Source organism: Kitasatospora sp. NPDC001527 (assembly GCF_040298605.1).
Lineage (GTDB): Bacteria > Actinomycetota > Actinomycetes > Streptomycetales > Streptomycetaceae > Kitasatospora.
Genome location: NZ_JBEPAM010000033.1, coordinates 36,398 through 54,308 on the forward strand (window position 1 = coordinate 36,398; position 17,911 = coordinate 54,308).

At 75.4% G+C, this 17,911-nt stretch carries 19 protein-coding genes; 10 read left to right on the forward strand and 9 right to left on the reverse strand.

The features are described 5' to 3' along the window. Nucleotides 1-27: 27 nt before the first annotated feature. Nucleotides 28-402 (reverse strand): YciI family protein, encoded by a 375-nt coding sequence (locus ABT238_RS25820; protein ID WP_350568556.1) that lies wholly within the window; start codon nucleotides 400-402, stop codon nucleotides 28-30. Between the two features lie 192 nt (nucleotides 403-594). Here ABT238_RS25820 and ABT238_RS25825 point away from each other — a divergent pair, with 192 nt between their 5' ends. Further along, nucleotides 595-960, forward strand: coding sequence for a YybH family protein (locus tag ABT238_RS25825; protein ID WP_350793539.1), 366 nt, complete (start codon nucleotides 595-597; stop codon nucleotides 958-960). A 7-nt stretch (nucleotides 961-967) separates the two neighbouring features. Here ABT238_RS25825 and ABT238_RS25830 read toward each other — a convergent pair whose 3' ends face one another. Next, a complete protein-coding gene (locus ABT238_RS25830) occupies nucleotides 968-1,582 on the reverse strand; it encodes a TetR/AcrR family transcriptional regulator (RefSeq protein ID WP_350568553.1) in 615 nt (204 codons plus the stop codon). 86 nt (nucleotides 1,583-1,668) lie between these two features. On the opposite strand from ABT238_RS25830, the gene ABT238_RS25835 reads away from it, so the two are divergent. After that, nucleotides 1,669-1,995 (forward strand): rhodanese-like domain-containing protein, encoded by a 327-nt coding sequence (locus ABT238_RS25835; RefSeq protein WP_350568551.1) that lies wholly within the window; start codon nucleotides 1,669-1,671, stop codon nucleotides 1,993-1,995. Nucleotides 1,996-2,062: 67 nt separating this feature from the next. Here ABT238_RS25835 and ABT238_RS25840 read toward each other — a convergent pair whose 3' ends face one another. Continuing rightward, complete coding sequence (locus ABT238_RS25840; RefSeq protein WP_350793559.1) at nucleotides 2,063-3,187, reverse strand: DUF4034 domain-containing protein; 1,125 nt, start codon at nucleotides 3,185-3,187, stop codon at nucleotides 2,063-2,065. An 88-nt stretch (nucleotides 3,188-3,275) separates the two neighbouring features. Between ABT238_RS25840 and ABT238_RS25845 the strand changes: the two genes are divergently transcribed. Next, complete coding sequence (locus ABT238_RS25845; protein ID WP_350793571.1) at nucleotides 3,276-3,788, forward strand: GNAT family N-acetyltransferase; 513 nt, start codon at nucleotides 3,276-3,278, stop codon at nucleotides 3,786-3,788. Between the two features lie 45 nt (nucleotides 3,789-3,833). Here ABT238_RS25845 and ABT238_RS25850 read toward each other — a convergent pair whose 3' ends face one another. After that, nucleotides 3,834-4,892 (reverse strand): fatty acid desaturase family protein, encoded by a 1,059-nt coding sequence (locus tag ABT238_RS25850; RefSeq protein ID WP_350568546.1) that lies wholly within the window; start codon nucleotides 4,890-4,892, stop codon nucleotides 3,834-3,836. Nucleotides 4,893-5,073: 181 nt separating this feature from the next. Between ABT238_RS25850 and ABT238_RS25855 the strand changes: the two genes are divergently transcribed. The 5 genes from ABT238_RS25855 to ABT238_RS25875 all read left to right on the forward strand — a co-directional run bounded on the left by ABT238_RS25855 (nucleotide 5,074) and on the right by ABT238_RS25875 (nucleotide 10,520). Beyond that, the gene (locus ABT238_RS25855) at nucleotides 5,074-6,570 is read left to right on the forward strand and encodes a DUF2079 domain-containing protein (RefSeq protein ID WP_350793584.1); all 1,497 of its coding nucleotides are present in this window, start codon (nucleotides 5,074-5,076) and stop codon (nucleotides 6,568-6,570) included. An 87-nt stretch (nucleotides 6,571-6,657) separates the two neighbouring features. Further along, on the forward strand, nucleotides 6,658-7,104 hold the full coding sequence (locus tag ABT238_RS25860; protein WP_350568543.1) for a GntR family transcriptional regulator: 447 nt from the start codon (nucleotides 6,658-6,660) through the stop codon (nucleotides 7,102-7,104). 18 nt (nucleotides 7,105-7,122) lie between these two features. Next, nucleotides 7,123-8,058: an ABC transporter ATP-binding protein gene (locus ABT238_RS25865; protein WP_350793599.1), complete on the forward strand. Its 936-nt coding sequence runs from the start codon at nucleotides 7,123-7,125 to the stop codon at nucleotides 8,056-8,058. After that, a complete protein-coding gene (locus ABT238_RS25870) occupies nucleotides 8,055-9,098 on the forward strand; it encodes an ABC-2 membrane transporter-related protein (RefSeq protein WP_350793609.1) in 1,044 nt (347 codons plus the stop codon). Before ABT238_RS25865 ends, ABT238_RS25870 begins: the two co-directional genes overlap by 4 nt. Before the next feature lie 120 nt (nucleotides 9,099-9,218). Next, nucleotides 9,219-10,520, forward strand: coding sequence for an FAD-dependent oxidoreductase (locus tag ABT238_RS25875; protein WP_350793616.1), 1,302 nt, complete (start codon nucleotides 9,219-9,221; stop codon nucleotides 10,518-10,520). A 47-nt stretch (nucleotides 10,521-10,567) separates the two neighbouring features. Here the strand turns inward: ABT238_RS25875 and ABT238_RS25880 are convergent, their stop codons facing one another. Together ABT238_RS25880 and ABT238_RS25885 are read right to left on the reverse strand one after the other, a co-directional pair. Further along, on the reverse strand, nucleotides 10,568-11,602 hold the full coding sequence (locus ABT238_RS25880) for a LacI family DNA-binding transcriptional regulator (protein WP_350568539.1): 1,035 nt from the start codon (nucleotides 11,600-11,602) through the stop codon (nucleotides 10,568-10,570). A gap of 139 nt (nucleotides 11,603-11,741) precedes the next feature. After that, a complete protein-coding gene (locus ABT238_RS25885) occupies nucleotides 11,742-12,605 on the reverse strand; it encodes a MurR/RpiR family transcriptional regulator (RefSeq protein ID WP_350568538.1) in 864 nt (287 codons plus the stop codon). 81 nt (nucleotides 12,606-12,686) lie between these two features. Here ABT238_RS25885 and ABT238_RS25890 point away from each other — a divergent pair, with 81 nt between their 5' ends. Further along, on the forward strand, nucleotides 12,687-13,535 hold the full coding sequence (locus tag ABT238_RS25890) for an EamA family transporter (protein ID WP_350568537.1): 849 nt from the start codon (nucleotides 12,687-12,689) through the stop codon (nucleotides 13,533-13,535). A 31-nt stretch (nucleotides 13,536-13,566) separates the two neighbouring features. On the opposite strand, the gene ABT238_RS25895 is transcribed toward ABT238_RS25890, so the two are convergent. Beyond that, nucleotides 13,567-14,346 (reverse strand): GNAT family N-acetyltransferase, encoded by a 780-nt coding sequence (locus ABT238_RS25895; RefSeq protein WP_350568535.1) that lies wholly within the window; start codon nucleotides 14,344-14,346, stop codon nucleotides 13,567-13,569. A 192-nt stretch (nucleotides 14,347-14,538) separates the two neighbouring features. Here ABT238_RS25895 and ABT238_RS25900 point away from each other — a divergent pair, with 192 nt between their 5' ends. Further along, the gene (locus ABT238_RS25900; protein ID WP_350793645.1) at nucleotides 14,539-14,991 is read left to right on the forward strand and encodes a hypothetical protein; all 453 of its coding nucleotides are present in this window, start codon (nucleotides 14,539-14,541) and stop codon (nucleotides 14,989-14,991) included. Between the two features lie 51 nt (nucleotides 14,992-15,042). On the opposite strand, the gene ABT238_RS25905 is transcribed toward ABT238_RS25900, so the two are convergent. Then, nucleotides 15,043-16,167: a WD40/YVTN/BNR-like repeat-containing protein gene (locus tag ABT238_RS25905; RefSeq protein ID WP_350568532.1), complete on the reverse strand. Its 1,125-nt coding sequence runs from the start codon at nucleotides 16,165-16,167 to the stop codon at nucleotides 15,043-15,045. A gap of 169 nt (nucleotides 16,168-16,336) precedes the next feature. After that, the gene (locus ABT238_RS25910; RefSeq protein WP_350793654.1) at nucleotides 16,337-17,797 is read right to left on the reverse strand and encodes a dihydrolipoyl dehydrogenase family protein; all 1,461 of its coding nucleotides are present in this window, start codon (nucleotides 17,795-17,797) and stop codon (nucleotides 16,337-16,339) included. Nucleotides 17,798-17,911 lie beyond the last annotated feature (114 nt).

A 17,911-nucleotide genomic window follows, 5' to 3' on the forward strand; every position in this document is an offset into this window, starting at 1 on the left:
CACCGGGGCAAACCGCCGCCCCGCCGCTCACGCCTCCGGCGGCGTGGTGCTCTCGTCGATCTGCCGCAGCTCGGCGCCGACCGTCCAGTGCGCCGGGTGCGTCTCCAGGAAGCGCCTGGTCCACTCGACGGCCTCCTCCTTGTCCTTGCACTGCAGGAGGGCGTAGCCGCCCACGACCTCCTTGGTCTCGGTGAACGGGCCGTCGGTGCAGCTCACCTTCCCGCCCTCCCAGAGCAGCCGGGTGCCCTCCTCGGTGGGCAGCAGCCCGGCGGTGTCCAGCATCACCCCGGCCTTGGTGATCTCCGCGAACAGGGCTCCCATCCGCTCCTCGAAGCCGGGGTCGGGCTGGAACTCGGAGGCCTGCTGCTCGTCGATGCGGATCAGCGTCATGAAGCGCGGCATGATGGCTCACTCCTCGTCGGTGCGGGCGGGGCCTCTCCCCGCCGCTCACCCCTGCGTCGAACGGGCGGAGGCCGTTTCGACAGCCGGCCCGGACATTCTCGCGGGGGATTCCCGGCCCGGCCACCGGGGCCCGCGACCCCGGCGGTGTCCGTTCCCCTCCCCGGCGCGCCCCGTGGCGGGCAGGATGGCGGTATGACCATCGATCATGCTTTCGCGCGGCGGTTCGCCGAGGAGTGGGTGGCGACCTGGAACTCCCGCGACCTGGAGGGTGTTCTCGCGCACTACACGGACGACGTCGTGTTCGTCTCGCCCCGGGCCGTCAGCGTCCTCGGGGAGCCGTCGGGGGAGGTGCGCGGCAAGGACGCGCTGCGGGCGTACTGGGGCAAGGCGCTGGCGCTGCTGCCCGGCCTGCACTTCACCCTGGACTCGGTGCGGGTGGCGGTCGACACGATCGTGATCGACTACCGCAACGAGCGCGGGGTGGCCGTCGCGGAGGCGCTGACCTTCCGGGACGGCCTGGTCTGCCGCGGCTTCGGCGCGTACGGGCCCGAGAGCTGAGCCGGGCTCACCCCAGCCGGGCGGCGAGCCGCAGGGCTCCCGCCCGGATCCGCTCCTCGCCCAGCTCCGGCAGCAGCGCGGCCACGTGCTCGGCCGCCAGCGGCGCCAGCAGGGCGTGCGCGTCGTGCTCCGGGTCCGCGCTGTGCCCGCCCGCGCCGAGCAGCAGCGCGACGTGCCGGTGCCAGAACCGGTACGCGCCGATGCGGTAGCGCGACCCCCGGCCGGCCGTCTCGGACATCCGGACCAGGTCGAGGTGGTCCAGCAGGTAGTCCAGGTAGGCGGTGACGAACGCCGCCAGCCGCTCGCCGGCCGGCGCCCCGGCGCCCTCCTCGCCCGGGCCCAGCGGCGCCGGCCCGCGCAGCACCGCGTCCTGGAGCGCGCGTTCGCGCGCGTCCAGCAGGGCCGCGCCGAGCCCGGCCTTGTCGCCGAAGCGGCGGAACAGCGTGCCCTTGCCGACGCCGGCCGCGGCGGCCACCTGGTCCATCGAGACCGACTCCACCCCGTGCTCGGCGAACAGCCGCGCCGCCGCCTCCAGCACGGCGGCCCGGTTGCGGGCGGCGTCCGCGCGCTCCACGGGCGGCGGGGTGCGCAGCAGTTCCAGCGGCACGGCATCCGTGGGCATTGCGTAAGCGGACTGCGGTCCGGTACTGTCCTGAGTCATAAGCGGACTATAGTCCGAATCGCCGCGTTGCCCCAGGAGGCCGCAGCATGACCGCACTCATCACCCGGGACGAGCTGGCCCGCGCCATCGAGACCGGTTCCGTCACCGTCGTCGACACCCTCGGCGGCGACTACTACGCCCAGCAGCACCTGCCCGGCGCGATCGAGCTGGTCCGCGCCGACGTCGACCGGCTCGCCCCCGAGCTGCTCCCGGACCGCGCCGCCGCCATCGTCACCTACTGCTCCAACGAGGCCTGCCCCAACAGCGGCCAGGTCGCCGACCGGCTGACCTCCCTGGGCTACACCAACGTCCGCAAGTACCGCGAGGGCATCCAGGACTGGGCCGAGTCCGGCCTCCCGGTCGAGACCGTCTGATCCCGGCCGGAGGATCCGCGGGGGAGGGGCGGTGCGCGGGGAACGCCCCTCCCGTGCGGTACGGCGGTCAGCGCTGCTGCGCCCCCGCGTTCTTCCGCGGCCGCAGCTCGTCCGCCGGCGGCTCGGCCTTGGCCCGCTTCACCGCCAGCGCGCGGGCCAGGTCGAACGCCGCCGCCGGGTCCTCCTGCTCGGTCCACGGGTACGCCCCGCACCACGGCCCGATCGCCCGGAACTGCTCCAGCGCGACGTCGTACGCCTCCACCTCGCCGGCGAAGTGCGCCAGCAGGTGCCGCAGCCGGGGCAGGTGCTCGTCGTCCGGCCGGACCTGCCGCAGCTGGGCGGCGAGGTTCTCGATCCGCCACTTCGTCCTGTCGGCCGCCAGTGTCGACGCGATGCTCCTGCGGCTCTCCAGCTCCGCGAGCGCGTGCAGGTAGAGCCCGCCGAGCGGGCTCCCGGGCGGGGCCGCGTCCATGGCGCGCTCGGCGAAGGCCATCATCTGCTTGTTCGAGCCGAACCACTTCTCGCACCAGTACTGCATGCCCTGCCAGTGGCCCTCGTAGTGGTACCAGGCGCGCTTGACCAGCTCGTCCCAGGCCTCCTGGAACTGCTCCGGCGTGAACTGCGCGCCGCGCGCCGCCGTCACGATCACCACCCACGGGCCCGGGTTCGCCGGGTCCAGCAGGGCCGCCCGGCGGGCCGCCTCGACGGCGGCCGGCAGCAGCTCGCGGAACGCGTTGATCGCGTCGTCGCCGACCTCGTGCCGGTAGCCGGAGCCGCGCACCTCCCAGGCCCGGCGCACCATCAGCTTCGCCTCCAGGGTGGCGGCGTCGCAGTTGCCCGGCTCGGCGGAGCGCCAGGCGCTCAGCCAGCCGTCGCCCTCCTCGGCGATCGCGCCGAGCAGCTCCAGTCGCGACCACCGCTCGTCCCAGTGGTCCCCGGGCTCGGCGACGTACGCGGCCGCCGGGCGCCAGTCCCCGGCCCAGGCGGCGTCGGCGACCGCCTGCGAGCGCTGCCGCTGCTCCAGCGGGGTCGGCGGACCGGGGCGGGCCGGGTCGAGGCGCTCGCGCGGGGGCATGCCGTACGCGGCCGGGTCGAAGCCGTCGCGGGCCCACCGAAGATGGCGCCGCCGGCGGACGATCCGGTAGACGATGTAGACCACCACGGCGAGAACGAAGATCGACAGACGTATCACGACGGCGAATCATCCCCGCTGGGAGGCGGCGCGCGCAAAGCCGAAAACGGTTCGCCGAACGCGGCGGTCCGTGGCAGCATCCGCTGGTATGGGGACGATCCTGCACGGCGCGCACGTCACGCTCCGCCCGGCCGCCGCCGGCGACATCCCGGCCCTGGTCGCGATCCGCCGCACTCCCGAGGTCTACGCCCGCTGGCGCGGTGGTGACGACCTCACCGACGCCGTCACCACCGACCTCGCCGAGCCGGACACCGAGAGCTTCGTGATCGAGGCCGAGGGCCGGGTCGTCGGCGCCGTCCAGTGGTACGCCAACGACGACGACGAGTACCGCCACGCCGGCATGGACCTCTACCTCGACCCGGCCGTGCACGGCCGCGGCCTCGGCACCGACACCGTCCGCACCCTGGCCCGCCACCTCGTCGGCCACCACCGCCACCACCGGCTGATCATCGACCCGGCGGTCGACAACGCGGCGGCGATCCGCTGCTACGAGAAGGTCGGCTTCCGCCCGGTGGGGGTGATGCGCCAGTACGAGCGCGGCCCCGACGGGACGTGGCACGACAACCTCCTGATGGACCTGCTCGCCACCGAACTCCGCTAGCGGGCCCGGGCGTTCGCTTCCCCGGCCGGCGGTCGGTGTCGGCGGTCAGTGGTCCGCGCGCAGCGGCTCGCCGGTGCGGTGGAGGTGGGCGAGGATCTCGCGGTAGGAGCGGAGCAGGCCGGTCTCGTGGTACGGGATGCCCTTCTCCGCGCAGAAGCGCCGGGTGATCCGGGCGGCCCGGGGGAGTGCCGGCGTCGGCATGCTCGGGAAGAGGTGGTGCTCCACCTGGTAGTTGAGGCCGCCCATCAGCGTGTCCAGGACGGGGTTGCCGCGGACGTTGCGCGAGGTCAGCACCTGGCGGCGCAGGAAGTCCAGCCGCATCTCCGGCGTCACCATCGGCATGCCCTTGTGGTTGGGCGCGAAGACGCAGCCCAGGTAGACGCCGAGCAGGGCCTGGTGGACGGCGAGGAAGGCGACCGCCCGGCCGGCCGGGAGCGCGGTGAACACCGCCCCGAAGTAGGCCGCGAAGTGGAGCACGAGCAGGGTGCCCTCCAGCCGGGGGCGCTTCAGGTACGGGCCGCGCAGTGCCCGGAAGCTGTTGTAGCTGAGGTTGAGGCCCTCCAGGAGGAGCAGCGGCAGGAACAGGAACGCCAGCCGCCGGCCGATGAACCGGGGGATCCCGCGCGCCCGCCGGGCCTGGTCCTGCGACCACACCACGATGTCCGGGGCGACGTCCGGGTCCCGGCCCTCGTGGTTGGGGTTGGCGTGGTGGCGGGTGTGCTTGTTCATCCACCAGCCGTAGCTCATGCCCATCAGCAGGTTGGCGACGATCCGCCCGCCGATCTCGCCGGCGCGCCGCCCGGCGAACACCTGACGGTGCGCCAGATCGTGTGCCAGGAGCCCGAGATGGGCGAAGACGACGGCCATCGCGGCGGCCAGGGCGAGCTGCAGCCAGGTGTCGCCCAGCGCGAACAGGGCGTACCAGCCGCCCGCGAACGCGGCCAGCGTGACGCCGAAGCGGGCCGCGTAGTAGCCGGGACGGCGGGCGAGCAGCCCCTCCTCGACTATCCGGCGGGTGAGCTGGGCGAAGTCGCTGCCGTCCGGGGCACGGCGCGCAGGTGCGGCCGCGACCGGGGGCGGGAGGGTGGTGGGCTCTGGGCTCATGACAGGAAGTCTGCTGATCGCGGCGGGATCGGAGAACGGGAGAAACCCCCTTTCCGGTGGGGGAGTTAACCCCCCTTCGCGGGGCGGGGAAGCCCCCCGGGGGCGGTGTGGACGGGGTTGACGGCAGCTCCAGGGTTCCACCACCCTTTCACTAATTCAATAGTGGAAGGGTGGTTTGGTCATGTGGGTGCTCCGCGCGGTGCTCCGCTCCCTCCGGCGCCCCCGGGTCCTGTCCTGGGGGCTGGCCGGGCTGTTCGCCGTGCTCTACTCCTGTGTCGCCGTCAACCGGCACCGGCGCATGCTGACCCAGGCCTACGACCTGGGCATCTTCGAGCAGGCGGTGCGCGCCTACGCGCAGGGGCGGGCGCCGGAGGTGCTGCTCAAGGGCCCCGGCTACCACCTGCTCGGGGACCACTTCCACCCGCTGCTCGCCACCCTGGCCCCGCTGTACCGGGTGTTCCCGGGCGCCGTGACGCTGCTCCTCGCGCAGGCCGTGCTGATGGCGCTGGCCGTGGTGCCGCTCAGCCGCTGGGCCCACGACATCGGCGGTTGGCGGTTGGCCGCCCTCGTCGGCTGCCTGACCGGGGCGTCCTGGGGGATCGTCGAGGCGGTGGCCGACGACGTCCACGAGATCGCGTTCGCCGTGCCGCTGCTGGCGTTCGCGGCCACCGCGCTGGGGCGGGGGCGGCCGGTCGCGGCGGTGCTCTGGGCGCTGCCGCTGGTGCTGGTGAAGGAGGACCTCGGGCTGACGGTGGCCGTGGTCGGCGCCCTGGTGTGCGTGCGCGCCCCGCGCGGCAGCGGGATCCGGGCGCTGGGCTTCGGCACCGCGCTGTTCGGCCTCGCCGCGACGGCCCTGACCATGCTGGTGGTGCTGCCCTCGTTCAACCCGCGGGGCGACTTCGACTACTGGGGGCAGATGGGCGCCGGGGACGCCGTCGGCGCGCCGTGGGAGGCGGCGGCCCGGCTGTTCTGGCCGCCGCTGAAGTGGCTGCTGCTCGCCCTGGCCGCCGCGACCGCCGGGTTCCTGGGGCTGCGCTCGCCGCTGGCGCTGCTCTGCGTGCCCACCCTGGCCTGGCGGTTGCTCGCCGACAACCCGCACTACTGGGGCGTGGGGTACCACTACAGCGCGGTGCTGATGCCCCTGCTGCTGGCGGCCCTGGTGGACACCGTGCGCCGCTCGGGCGCGTTCTCCGGACCGGCCGCCGACCCGGGCGCGGGGGTGGACTCCCTGGACGGGCCGACCGGTGCGGACGGCCGCGCCGCCCGCCGGACCCGCCGTGCGCTGGCGGTCGCCGGCCTGGTCGGCGCGGTCACGTTGCCGCTCTACCCGCTGCGCGAACTCGCCGCCCCCGGCGCCTGGGACACCTCGCCCCGCCTCGCCCGGAGCAGGGAGATGCTGGCCCGGATACCCGACGGCGCCACCGTCGCCGCGTCCAACCGCCTCGCCGCCCAACTGGCCGGGCGCACCACGGTCGGCCTGGTCTGCCGCGAGCCGGCGCCGCCACTGGCCGACGCGCTGCAGGACGGGCCGCAGTGGGTGGTGGTCGACCTCGCCGATCCGAGCGTGCACGCGCCCTGCGCGATCGCCGACACCCTCCGGATGCTCGGCCGCTACGAGGGGCTCGGCTACCGGCGGGTCGTGGACGACGGGGACCTGCGCCTCCTGCGGCGCCCCTGACCCGCCCGACCCCCCTGGTCCGACTTGACCGGCATGCCGTGGTCCGCCACGATTCCACTAATGAACTAGTGAAAGGGTGAGCCGGGTGTGATCGAGTACCGCATCGAGCGGCGCAGCGGCGTCTCCACCTACCAGCAGATCGTGCAGCAGACCAAGCAGGCGCTGCGGCTCGGTGTGCTCCGGCCCGGGGACAAGCTGCCGACCGCGCGGGAGGTGGTCGAGCAGACCGCGATCAACCCGAACACCGTGCTGAAGGCCTACCGCGAACTGGAGCGCGAGGGGCTGGTCGAGCCCCGCCCGGGGCTCGGCACGTTCGTCCGCCGCTCGCTCGCCCGGCCCGGGGCGGCCGCCGACGGCCCGCTGCGGGCGGGACTGGTGGGGTGGGTCGACGAGGCCCGCGCCGCCGGACTCGACCGGGAGGACATCGCCGCGCTGATGGCCTCGGTGCTGGAGCAGCGCTTCGAGACCGGCGTCACCGTCGCCCCGGCGGCGCACACGTCAACCGGCCCGGTGGATCCGGCCGGACCGAACTAGGGAGGGCGGGGGGACCGCATGACGGACGCGACATCCGTACCGGACGGGACACCGGGGGAGGGGCGGCCGGCCGTCGAGGCCGTGGGACTGGGCAAGCGCTACCGGGGCGACCAATGGGCCCTGCGCGACTGCCACTTCACCGTCCCGGCCGGCCGGATCTGCGGCGTGGTCGGTGCCAACGGGGCGGGCAAGAGCACCCTGCTGACCCTGGTCGCCCGCCTGATCCGGCCGACCGAGGGCGAACTGCGGGTGTTCGGAGGGACGTCGAGCACCCCGGAGTCCCGCGCCCGGGTCGCCTACGTCACCCAGGAGAAGCCGCTCTACCCCTCCTTCACGGTGGCGGAGACGCTGCGCATGGGGCGCGAGCTCAATCCCGGCTGGGACGAGGAGGCGGCCCGGCGCGTCGTCGACCTGGGGGAGCTGCATCCCCGCTCGCGGATCGGCGCGCTCTCCGGCGGCCAGCGGACCCGGGTCGCGCTCGCCCTCGCCCTCGGCAAGCGCGCCGAACTGCTGCTGCTCGACGAGCCGATGGCCGACCTCGACCCGCTGGCCCGCCACGAGCTGATGGGCCTGCTGATGGCCGAGGCCGCCGAACGCGGCACCACGATCCTGGTCTCCTCGCACATCCTGCCCGAACTCGACGGCGTCATCGACCACTTGCTGCTGGTCCAGGCGGGCCGGATCCGGCTGGCCGGGGACCTCGAGGTGATCCTCGACGGCCACCAGCTGCTCACCGGTGTCGCCGACGGTGCCGGCGGCGTCGAACTGCCCGCCGGCATGGCGGTGGAGCGGCGGGTCCGGGGCCGCCAGGTCACCGCGCTGCTGCACACCGGCGAGCCGGTCGACGGGCCGTGGGAGTCGAGCCGGCCGAGCCTGGAGGAACTGCTGCTGGCCTACCTCCGCACCCCGCCCCGGATCCCCGCCACCGCCCCCGATCGCGAGGCCGCCGCATGAGCACCAGCACCCTGACCGGCCCGCCCGCCCCCGCGGGCCGTACGGCCGGACGACCCGCGGCGGCCCGCCGCTCCCGAGGTCCGCGCGGCGTGTTCTGGCTGTCGTGGCAGCAGAGCCGGGTGGCGGTACGGACGATGGCCATTCCGGCGGTCCTCACCGCGCTGATCCTGGTCGCGCTGCACTTCCTCATCCAGGACCGGGCCGAGCTGATGGCACGGACCGGCTGCGAACCCTCGGGGGAATGGACCCTGGAGTGCCGGGTGCAGTACGGCCGGCTGGAGATGCTGCTCCGGATGTTCACGGACATCCTGCAACCGGCCATCACGGCCGTCCCGATCCTGCTCGGCACGTTCCTCGGCGGGCCGCTGCTCGCCCAGGAGTACGAGCGCGGCACCCTGCGGATGGTGCTGGCGCAGTCCGTGGGCCCGGGCCGCTGGCTGGCGGCCCGGCTCGCCGTCCCGGCCGCCGCCGTGCTGCTGCTGTCCACCGTGGTGGCCGCGCTGACCAGTTGGGTGTGGTGGTCGGACATCGTGCACAGCCAGGGGGCCTTCGGGGCCTTCGACCCGCCGTTCCAGGGGTTCACCTACCCCGTGCTCGGCGTGGCCCCCGTCGCCTGGTCGCTGTTCGGCCTGGCGCTGGGCGTGCTGGTCGGACAGCTGCTGCGGCGCACCGTCGCCGCCGTGCTGGTGAGCGGCGCGGCGGTGGCGCTCGCCCACACCGCGATGATCATGCTGCGGCCCCACCTCTGGCCGGTCGTCGAGCGGGAGCAGCCGTACAACGACACCCTGGGCGGCTTCCGTCAGCCCACCAACGCCTGGCTGGTGGAGCACGGGGTGGTGCTCGCGGACGGCACCAGGATGACGTCCGACGCATGCATGGCGTCGTCCGAGGTCTGTTCGGCGGCGCCCACCTCCTGGGGGCAGTACCACCCGGTCTCGCACCTCGTTCCGATCCAACTCGTCGAGGCCGGGCTGCTGCTGGCGCTCACCGCCGTCGTCGTGGTCGTCGTGTTCCGCCGGCTCACCCGGGCCGGGATCTGACCGGACGGTCCGCCGCGCGCCGTCCGGTTCCGGTCTACTGCCGGTGGGTCCGGCCGACCAGACTGGGACGGCGTCACGGCCCGACGCGTCTCCCCCGTCCCGGAAGGAGCACGGCGCAGCATGACCGAAGCGACGACGGACCCCACGGACCCCACGGACCCCACGGACCCCACGGACCATACGGACCCCACGCAGGACGCCGCCCCGGACACCCCGCGGATCGCGGTCATCGGCGCCGGCCCCGCCGGTCTCACCCTCGCCCGGATCCTGCGGGTGCACGGCATCGCCGCCACCGTGTACGAGCGCGAGCCCGCCCGGGACGTCCGGGGCCAGGGCGGCACCCTGGACCTGCACGGGGACACCGGTCAGCGCGCTCTCCAGGAGGCGCGGCTGACCCAGGAGTTCCGGGCGAAGTCCCGGCCGGAGGGGGAGGCCTTCCGGGTCGTCGACAAGCACGGCACCGCGCACGTCGCCTTCGAGGCCGGACCTCCCCCCGGAACGGGCGGCGCGGACGGGGCCGACGGCCCTCCCGGGAGCCCCGAGATCGACCGGGGCGACCTGCGCGACCTCCTGCTCGACTCGCTCGACCCGGCCGCCGTGCGCTGGGGTCACCGCCTGGAGCGCGCCGAACCGCTCGGCGCCGGCCGGCACCGGCTGCACTTCGCCGACGGCGCGGTGGAGACCTGCGACCTGCTCGTCGGCGCCGAGGGCGCCCACTCGCGGGTGCGCCCGCTGCTCACCGCCGCCGAACCCCACTACACCGGCGTCAGCCTGGTCGAACTCGGCATCCCCGACGCCGACCGCACCGCCCCCGGGCCGGCCGCCGCCGTCGGCCACGGCAGCCTGTTCGCCTTCCACGACAACAAGGGCCTGGTCCTCCAGCGCAACAGCGACGGCCGGATCCGGATCTACGCCTTCTTCCGGTGCCCCGAGGACTGGCTGACCGAGGCCGGTCTCTCCGCCCAGGACCCGGACCGCACCCGGGCCACCGTGGCCCGTCACTTCGCCGACTGGGCACCGGAGTTCCGCGCCGCCCTGGCCGCCTGCGACGACACGCTGCGCACCCAGCGGCTGGAGAAGCTGCCGGTCGGCCTGAGCTGGCCGCGCCGCCCGGGCGTCACGCTGGTCGGGGACGCGGCGCACCTGATGTCCCCGTTCGCGGGCCAGGGCGTCAACCTCGCGATGTGGGACGCCGCCGAACTCGCCCTCGCCGTCGCCCCGGTGCTCGCCCGGGCCGACGGCTCCCGGGACGCGGAGGCCCTCGACGCCGCCGTCGCCGGCTACGAGAAGGCGATGTTCGAGCGGAGCGCGTTCTGGGCCGGGATCTCCGCGTTCAACCACGACCGGGTGCTGGCGCCCGACGGGCACGAGAACCTGCACCTCATGGCGGGCCCGCCGCCCGGAGCGGCGGACGGCGCGTAGGTCCTCCCCTCCGGATCACGCCGGGCGGTCCGCTCCGGTCGGCGGCTTCAGGCTCCGGTGCAGCCGCAGGAGCGGCGGACCACCATCCGGGCCGGGAACATCCGGGCGCCGGCGGCCGGGGCCGGCTCGCCGTCCGCGCCCGTGCCCGCGGTGAGCACCAGGTCGACGGCGGCGCGCGCCATGTCCGCCTGGGCGGTGGCCACGCTGGTCAGCGGCGGTCCGGCGATCACCGCCTCGGCGATGTCGTCGAACCCGGCCACCGCGAGGTCCTCCGGCACCCGGATGCCCAGGTCGTCGGCGGCCCGCAGCAGGCCGATCGCCTGGTCGTCGGTCGCGCAGAAGACGGCTGACGGCCGGTCGGCGCGCGCCAGCAGCGCGAGCGCCTCCCGGTGCGCCCGCACGCGGTCGAACGGCGCCGGGGTCAGCCGGCCCTCGGTGGGCAGGCCGGCCTCGGCGAGGGCGGCGGCCCAGCCGGCGGTGCGGACCGTCACCGGGTCGCTCGGGCTGAGCGAGAAGGTGCCGCCGAAGCAGTGCACCTCGGCGTGGCCGTGGCCGAGCAGGTGGCGGACCACCTCGCGGGCGCCGCCCTCGTCGTCCGCGACCACCGCGATCCCGCGCTCGGTCTCGGCGCGGTGGTGCAGCAGGACGACCGGCGTCCCGTCGGGGGCGTCCACGCCGGTGACACCGGGGGCGGACGGGTCCTGGGTCACCAGGATCAGGCCGTCCACCTGCATGCCCAGGAAGGCGCGGATGTAGTGGGCCTCGCGCTCGTCCGCGTAGTCGGAGTTGCCGATCAGCAGCAGCCGCCCGCGCTCGGCGGCCGCGCGTTCCACGGTGTGCGCGAGTTCGGCGAAGAAGGGCTGGCGGGCGTCCGGCACGACCATGCCGATGAGGTCGGTGCGCCGCCGGGCCATCGCCTGCGCGACCCGGTTGGGCCGGTACCCCAGCTCCTCGACGGCGGCGAGCACCCGTGCCCGGGTCGCGGCCGCCACCGGTCGCGGTCCGTCGTTGATCACATAACTCACGACCGCGGTCGACGTCCCCGCCGCCCTCGCCACGTCGTCCCGCGTCACCCTTGCCATGCCCGCGAGCCTACACACGCCACCGGCCGCCCTCGCGGCCGTTTCACCGGCTGGACCGCCGGGCGGCGGCGCTGCGGCGGGGGTGCGATGGCGTGCCGCGGTGGAAGGGAAGGGCGCTTTCGGCCGTCCGGGTCCGTGGTCAGTACGCGTGCTCGGCCGTCACGTCCGCGGACAGCCGCAGGGCCCGCTCGGCCGGTTCGCCGCGCAGGGCGAGCAGGGTCAGGGCGAGCGCGTCCAGCACCGTCAGGTGGGCGATCCGGCTGGCGGTGGTCTCCAGGCCGAAGACGAGGTCCTGGCCGCCGGCGACCAGGGTGTGGGTGGCGGTGTCGGCGAGCGGCGAGCGGGCGTAGCTGGTGAGCGCGACCACGGTGGCGCCGTTGTCGCGGGCGAGGCGGGCGGCGTCGACCACGGTGCGGGTGGCGCCGGTGTGGCTGACGGCCAGGCAGGCGGCACCGGCCGGCAGCTGCGCGGCGGCCAGCTGGGCGGTGATCGGGTCGGCGGGGGCGTCGGTGCGCAGGCCCAGCGCGCGCAGCCGGTACGCGGCGTCCAGGACCACCGCGCCGGACAGGCCCTCGCCGAGGACCAGCACGTGGTCGGCGGCGTCCAGAGCCCCGGCCGCCGCCCGCAGCCGGTCGGCGGGCAGCGTGGTGGCGATCCCGTCGAGCGCCTCGCGGGCGGCGCGGACGGTGTCGGCGAGCGCCCGGGCGGCCGGGTCCCGGGCGTCGGCGGGGTCGGCGGCGGGGGCCGGGGCCTGCCGGACGGCGGCGATCTTCAGCTCCTGGTAGCCCCGGAAGCCGAGCCGCTGGCAGGCGCGGACCACCGAGGAGGGCGCCGTCCCGGCCAGCTCGGCGACGTCGCTCACGCTGAGGCGGACCAGATCGGCGCCCCGGGTGAGGACCACCTGGGCGACCCGGGCCTCGCTGCCGCGCAGGTCGCCGAGGTGGGCGCGGACGTGCGCGGCCAGCTGGGACTCCAGCGGAGAAAATTCGGAACGCTCTTCCATGGCGGCAGTGTAGCGTGGAACACGATTCCGAGGGCGGTGGTCCGCCGGCCCCTCGGCCGACCGTCGGAGGGGAGCCCCGTCATGTCCGCCGCCGTCCCCGTGGCCGTCCTGAGCGCCGCCGTGCTGCACGCGGTCTGGAACGGGCTGGCACACCGGATCCGGGACAAGCTGGTCGGCTTCGCCCTGATCAACCTCGCGTACACCGCCTGCGCGCTGGTCCTGGTGGTGCTCAACCCCCTCCCGGCGGCCGCCGCCTGGCCGTACCTGATCACCTCCGCGGTGCTGCAGGTGACCTCCCAGCTGCTCCTGCTGCGCGCCTACCAGCTGGGGGACTTCGGGCAGATGTACCCGATCGCGCGCGGTTCGGCGCCGCTGCTGGTGGCGGTGCTGTCGGTCACCCTGCTCGGTGACCGGCCCGGCGGCGGGGAACTGCTCGGCGTGGCCGTCATCTCCTGCGGCCTGGCCGGGCTGGCCCTGGCCCACGGGATACCGGGCCGGGCCCAACTGCCCGCGCTCGCGGCGGCGGCCGGCACCGGGGTCATGATCGCCGCGTACACCGTCGCGGACGGCGGCGGCGTGCGGCACGCGGGCACGGTCGGCGGCTACGTCGCCTGGCTGTTCCTGCTCCAGGGGCCGGTGCTGGCGCTGATCGCCTGGGCGCGCCGGGGGCGCGGCCTGCTGACCGGGGCCGGCCCTGCGGTCCCCTTCGGGGTGCTCGGCGGCGTGCTGTCGCTGACCGCCTACGGGCTGGTGGTCTGGGCGCAGTCCCGGGGGAACCTCGCGACGATCGCCGCGCTGCGCGAGACCAGCATCGTGATCGCCGCGCTGATCGCGGCCCTGGTCTTCCGCGAGCGCCTCGGGCGGCTGCGGATGGCGGCGAGCGCGGCCGTGCTGGCCGGGATAGCCGTCCTGGAGCTGGCCCACCCCTGAGGGCCGGCTCCAGGACGGCGGTGCCCGGTGCTCAGGGGACGACGACCGTCAGCGACGTGCCGGTCGCCGTGAAACCCATCTCCTCGTACAGCCGCCGGGCCCGGTTGCCCTCGGTCACCGCCAGCCCGACCGCGTTCCCGCCCGCGAGCGCGACCTCCCCGACGGCGCGGCGCAGCAGGTCGCGGCCGAGGCCGGGGTAGCCGAGCGCCGGGTCGCGGAACACGCTCGCGATCCAGGGCAGTCCGTCCCAGTCGGTCAGGACGGCTCCGGCCACCACCCGGTCGGTGTCGTCCACGACCAGGGCGCTGGACGGCAGCAGCGGCCCTATGATCTCCCCGGCGAGCAGTTCGGCGAGCCGCTGCACCGCGGGCTGGTCGTCCCCCGCCTCCTCCGGGCGGTGGTCGGGGTGACCGGGCCCGAAGGCGGCCAGCGTGGCCGGGACGAGCGCGGCGGCGCCGCGGTCGCACGCGACGGCACGGAACCCGTCCCGCAGCGGGGTCCGCGCCCAGGCCTCCCAGCCCTCCGCAGGCGGCGGCGCGTCGGCGAGCTCGCGCCGCATGGTGTGGCCGTGGCGCAGCACCGTCGCGCCCTGCCGCACCAGCTCCTCGCCGAGCTCGACCGGGCCGGAGACCACCCAGCCCGCCAGCTCGGTCCGCACGTACGCGACCGCGGTGGCCAGGTCGGCGCGCGGGTCGAGCACCTCCAGCTGGTCCGCCCAGGGCCGTCCCTCCCGCTCCCCGAGCCCGTACCGCAGGAGGGCGGCGCCGTCGGGTCCGTAGCCGTACTGCCAGTCAACTTCCGTCTGCGACACGCCGTTCGTCCGATCCTCGCCGCTTCGGCGCACCCCTCGGCGCGCCCGTTCCCGCCATGCTCGGTGAACGGTCCCCTCCGGATCAACCGATCGGCCCCGCCGAGTGGGCCGCGCCCTGTCCTGCTCCGCGCCCACCGTCGAGCCGGCCGGGGGCGGGCCGGGACTGTCGGTGCCGGGGTCTACCGTTCGGGCATGAGCGTCCCCGAGGTCGTCCCGATCGCCTACGAGCCCGACTACCGCACCGACACCATCGGCCGCTTCCGGGGCGGCCAGTTCCTGGCCTCCGTCACCTTCGCCCTCCCGGAGGGCGCGGCGGACCCGCGGGTGCCGCCCTGCTTCGCGGTCCTGCACCGCTTCGACGAGGGCGGGCGCCACCTCGACTCCCGGATCGAGGCGGTGCCCGGTGCCTTCGGCGCCGAGGTCGCGAAGAGCGCCGGCCGGCTGCTGGAGCGGTGGCTGGACGCCCTGCCGGAGCGGGAGTTCGGGGACGTCGCGATCGCGCCCTTCGCCGTGCACGTCGACGGCGTGCTCTTCGGCCTGGTCCTCGAACGGCACCACGAGGGTGCGACGGAGGACGACTGGGCCGAGCTCTACCCCGACCGCCTCGGCTTCCACGCCCCGTGGGACGGCACGTACGACACCTGAGCCCGCCGCCCCGGTCCCGGCCGCGTGCCGGTCCGCGTGCCGGTCGGCGGGTCAGTCCGCGATCACCGCCGCCCGGACGCACAGCACGTCCGGCAGGTGGGAGACCAGCAGCGACCAGTGCTCGCCCTCGTCGTGGCTGGCGTAGACGTCGCCGGTCCGGTTGCCGAAGTAGATGCCGGCCGGTTCGACGTCGTCGGTGCGCAGCGCGTCGCGCAGCACGATGCCGTAGTGGTCCTCGCCCGGCAGGCCGTCGGCGAGCGCCTGCCAGCTGTCCCCGGCGTCCGTGGTCCGGAAGACCCGGCAGCGCCGGCCGGGCGGGATCCGGTCGTCGGCGCCGCCGAGCGGGAACACGTACGCGGTGTCGGCGCGGCGCGGATGGGCGGCGATCGCGAAGCCGAAGTCGGCGGGCAGCCCGTCGGCGATCGAGCGCCAGTTCTCGCCGCCGTCGTCGCTGCGGTAGACGCCGCCGTGGTTCTGCAGGTACAGCCGGTCCGGGTTCACGGCGTCCCGGGCGATCTTGTGCACGCACTGGCCGAACTCGGGGTACTGGCTCTCCTCCGGCAGGAACTCGGCCCGCAGGCCGGAGTTGGACGGCGCCCAGCTGCCGCCGCCGTCCTTGCTGCGGTAGACGCCGCCGCTGGAGACGGCGATCAGCAGCCGCTCCGGGTCGCGCGGGTCGGTGAGGATCGTGTGCAGCCCCTGGCCGCCGTAGCCGGCGCCCCACTCGCTGCGCTGCGGGTGGTTCCAGAGCGGCTCGATCAGCGTGAAGCTCTCGCCGCCGTCGACGGAGCGGAACAGTGCGGCGGGTTCGGTGCCCGCGTAGACCACGCCGGGCGCCTCGGGACCGGCCGGCTGGAGCTGCCAGACCCGGGTGAGCGAGGCGCCGGTGTGCTCGGGGAAGCGGATCGCCGGGACGGGCGGCTCGAACCAGCTGGCGCCGAGGTCGTCCGAGCGCCAGACGGACGGACCCCAGTGGCTGCTGTCGGCACCCACCAGCAGCCGGACACCGCCGTCGTGCCGGGGCCCGCCGTCGCCGCGGTCCCGGCGGTCGATCGCCACGGAGTAGATCGCGTTCATCCGGAAGTGCGGCCCGTCGAACGTCCAGTTCAACCGGTCGCGGCTGCGTCCGAGGAAGAGGCCCTTCTCGGTTCCGACGGCCAACAGCACTTCACTCATCGCCACACACCACCCGCTCGGTGAAACGGCCCCGCCCGGACACCCCTCCCCGGGCCAGTGTCCCGCTGTCGAAGGCCCGCCACATCTCGCCGCGCCGGGCCGGCTCCGGGCCGCCCGGACCGCCCGGACCGTTCACCGGCGGGGGCGGCACGGGCGGACGCGGGTGCGGTCAGCCCCGGCAGCCCTCCAGCAGCCGCAGCCAGACCTCGCTGATCGTCGGGTAGGCGGGCACCGCGTGCCAGAGCCGGTCGATGGGCACCTCGCCGACCACCGCGACGGTCGCCGAGTGGAGCAGCTCGGAGACGCCCGGCCCGACGAACGACGCGCCGACCAGCACCTCCCGGTCCAGGTCGAAGACCACCCGGGCGCGGCCGGTGTAGTCGTCGCCGTAGAGCGAGGCGCCGGCGACCGCGCCGAGGTCGTGGTCGATGGCCTTGACCCGCAGCCCGGCCCGCTCGGCGGCGTCCAGGGTCAGGCCGACGGCCGCGACCTCCGGGTGCGTGAAGACCACCTGCGGCGCGCCCGCGCTGTCGGCGGACGCGGCGTGCGCGCCCCAGCGCGCGGTGTCCAACGGGCGCCCCTGGGCGCGCGCGACGATGGCCGCGCCGGTGATCCGCGCCTGGTACTTGCCCTGATGGGTGAGCAGCGCCCGGTGGTTGACGTCCCCGGCCGCGTACAGCCAGTCGCCGTCGACCCCGAGCACCGTGCAGCTGTCGTCCACGTCGAGCCAGCCGCCGGGGTGCAGACCGACCTGCTCCAGGCCGACGTCCGCGGTGCGCGGGGCCCGGCCGGTCGCGTACAGCACCTCGTCCACGGTCAGCCGCCCGCCGTCGCCCAGCACCAGCGCGACCTCGGAGGCACCGCCGTCCGCCGTCCGCCGCTCCAGCGCGGCGACCTCCGTCCGGAACCGGACGTCCACCCCGGCCGCCCGCAGGCCGTCCGCGACCAGCTCACCGGCGAACGGCTCCATCCGCGGCAGCAGAGCGCCGCCGCGGACCAGCAGCACCACCTCCGAGCCCAGCGCCCGCCAGGCGGTGGCCAGCTCCACGCCGACCACGCCGCCGCCGACCACCGCCAGCCGGCCGGGGACGCTCTTCGCGCCGGTCGCCTCCCGGTTGGTCCACGGGTGCGCGTCGGCCAGCCCGGGGACGCCCTGCGGCAGCACCGGCCGGCTGCCGGTGCAGATCGCCACCGCGTGCCGGGCCACCAGCAGCCGCTCGCTGCCGTCCTCCGCCTCCACCGTCACCTGCCGCTCGCCGGCCAGCCGGCCGTGGCCGCGGACCAGGTCGATGCCGGTGTCGCGGAGCCACCGCACCTGGCCGTCGTCCTGCCAGTCGGAGGTGAACGAGTCGCGCCGGGCGAGCACCGCGGCCGGGTCCAGCGTGCCGCCGACCGCCTCCCGGGAGCCGGCCACCGCGCGGGCGTCGGCCAGCGCGGCCACCGGGCGCAGCAGCGCCTTGCTCGGCATGCAGGCCCAGTACGAGCACTCGCCGCCGACCAGCTCGCTCTCCACGATCACGGTGCGCAGCCCGGCGGCGGCCGTCCGGTCCGCGACGTTCTCGCCGGTCGGCCCGGCGCCGACCACGATGACGTCGTACTCCTCGGGGGCGGTGGACTGGGGAGAGGTCATCCGTCTTCCTCCGTGCTCTCGCGCGTGTGCCGTGGTGCCGTGCCCATCCTGCGCCGCCGCGCCGCCCGGCGCAGCCGAACACGCGGGCGGGGCACCGGTCCGCGCCACCGTACC

Bases quoted from the DNA above. Each gene is read 5' to 3' on its own strand.
- ABT238_RS25825 (WP_350793539.1), top strand. From the start codon at position 595: ATGACCATCGATCATGCTTTCGCGCGGCGGTTCGCCGAGGAGTGGGTG.
- ABT238_RS25845 (WP_350793571.1), top strand. From the start codon at position 3,276: ATGGGGACGATCCTGCACGGCGCGCACGTCACGCTCCGCCCGGCCGCC.
- ABT238_RS25885 (WP_350568538.1), bottom strand. From the start codon at position 12,605: ATGGAAGAGCGTTCCGAATTTTCTCCGCTGGAGTCCCAGCTGGCCGCG.
- ABT238_RS25820 (WP_350568556.1), bottom strand. From the start codon at position 402: ATGCCGCGCTTCATGACGCTGATCCGCATCGACGAGCAGCAGGCCTCC.
- ABT238_RS25905 (WP_350568532.1), bottom strand. From the start codon at position 16,167: ATGAGTGAAGTGCTGTTGGCCGTCGGAACCGAGAAGGGCCTCTTCCTC.
- ABT238_RS25870 (WP_350793609.1), top strand. From the start codon at position 8,055: ATGAGCACCAGCACCCTGACCGGCCCGCCCGCCCCCGCGGGCCGTACG.
- ABT238_RS25850 (WP_350568546.1), bottom strand. From the start codon at position 4,892: ATGAGCCCAGAGCCCACCACCCTCCCGCCCCCGGTCGCGGCCGCACCT.
- ABT238_RS25875 (WP_350793616.1), top strand. From the start codon at position 9,219: ATGACCGAAGCGACGACGGACCCCACGGACCCCACGGACCCCACGGAC.
- ABT238_RS25890 (WP_350568537.1), top strand. From the start codon at position 12,687: ATGTCCGCCGCCGTCCCCGTGGCCGTCCTGAGCGCCGCCGTGCTGCAC.
- ABT238_RS25855 (WP_350793584.1), top strand. From the start codon at position 5,074: ATGTGGGTGCTCCGCGCGGTGCTCCGCTCCCTCCGGCGCCCCCGGGTC.
- ABT238_RS25910 (WP_350793654.1), bottom strand. From the start codon at position 17,797: ATGACCTCTCCCCAGTCCACCGCCCCCGAGGAGTACGACGTCATCGTG.
- ABT238_RS25865 (WP_350793599.1), top strand. From the start codon at position 7,123: ATGACGGACGCGACATCCGTACCGGACGGGACACCGGGGGAGGGGCGG.
- ABT238_RS25830 (WP_350568553.1), bottom strand. From the start codon at position 1,582: ATGCCCACGGATGCCGTGCCGCTGGAACTGCTGCGCACCCCGCCGCCC.
- ABT238_RS25880 (WP_350568539.1), bottom strand. From the start codon at position 11,602: ATGGCAAGGGTGACGCGGGACGACGTGGCGAGGGCGGCGGGGACGTCG.
- ABT238_RS25900 (WP_350793645.1), top strand. From the start codon at position 14,539: ATGAGCGTCCCCGAGGTCGTCCCGATCGCCTACGAGCCCGACTACCGC.
- ABT238_RS25835 (WP_350568551.1), top strand. From the start codon at position 1,669: ATGACCGCACTCATCACCCGGGACGAGCTGGCCCGCGCCATCGAGACC.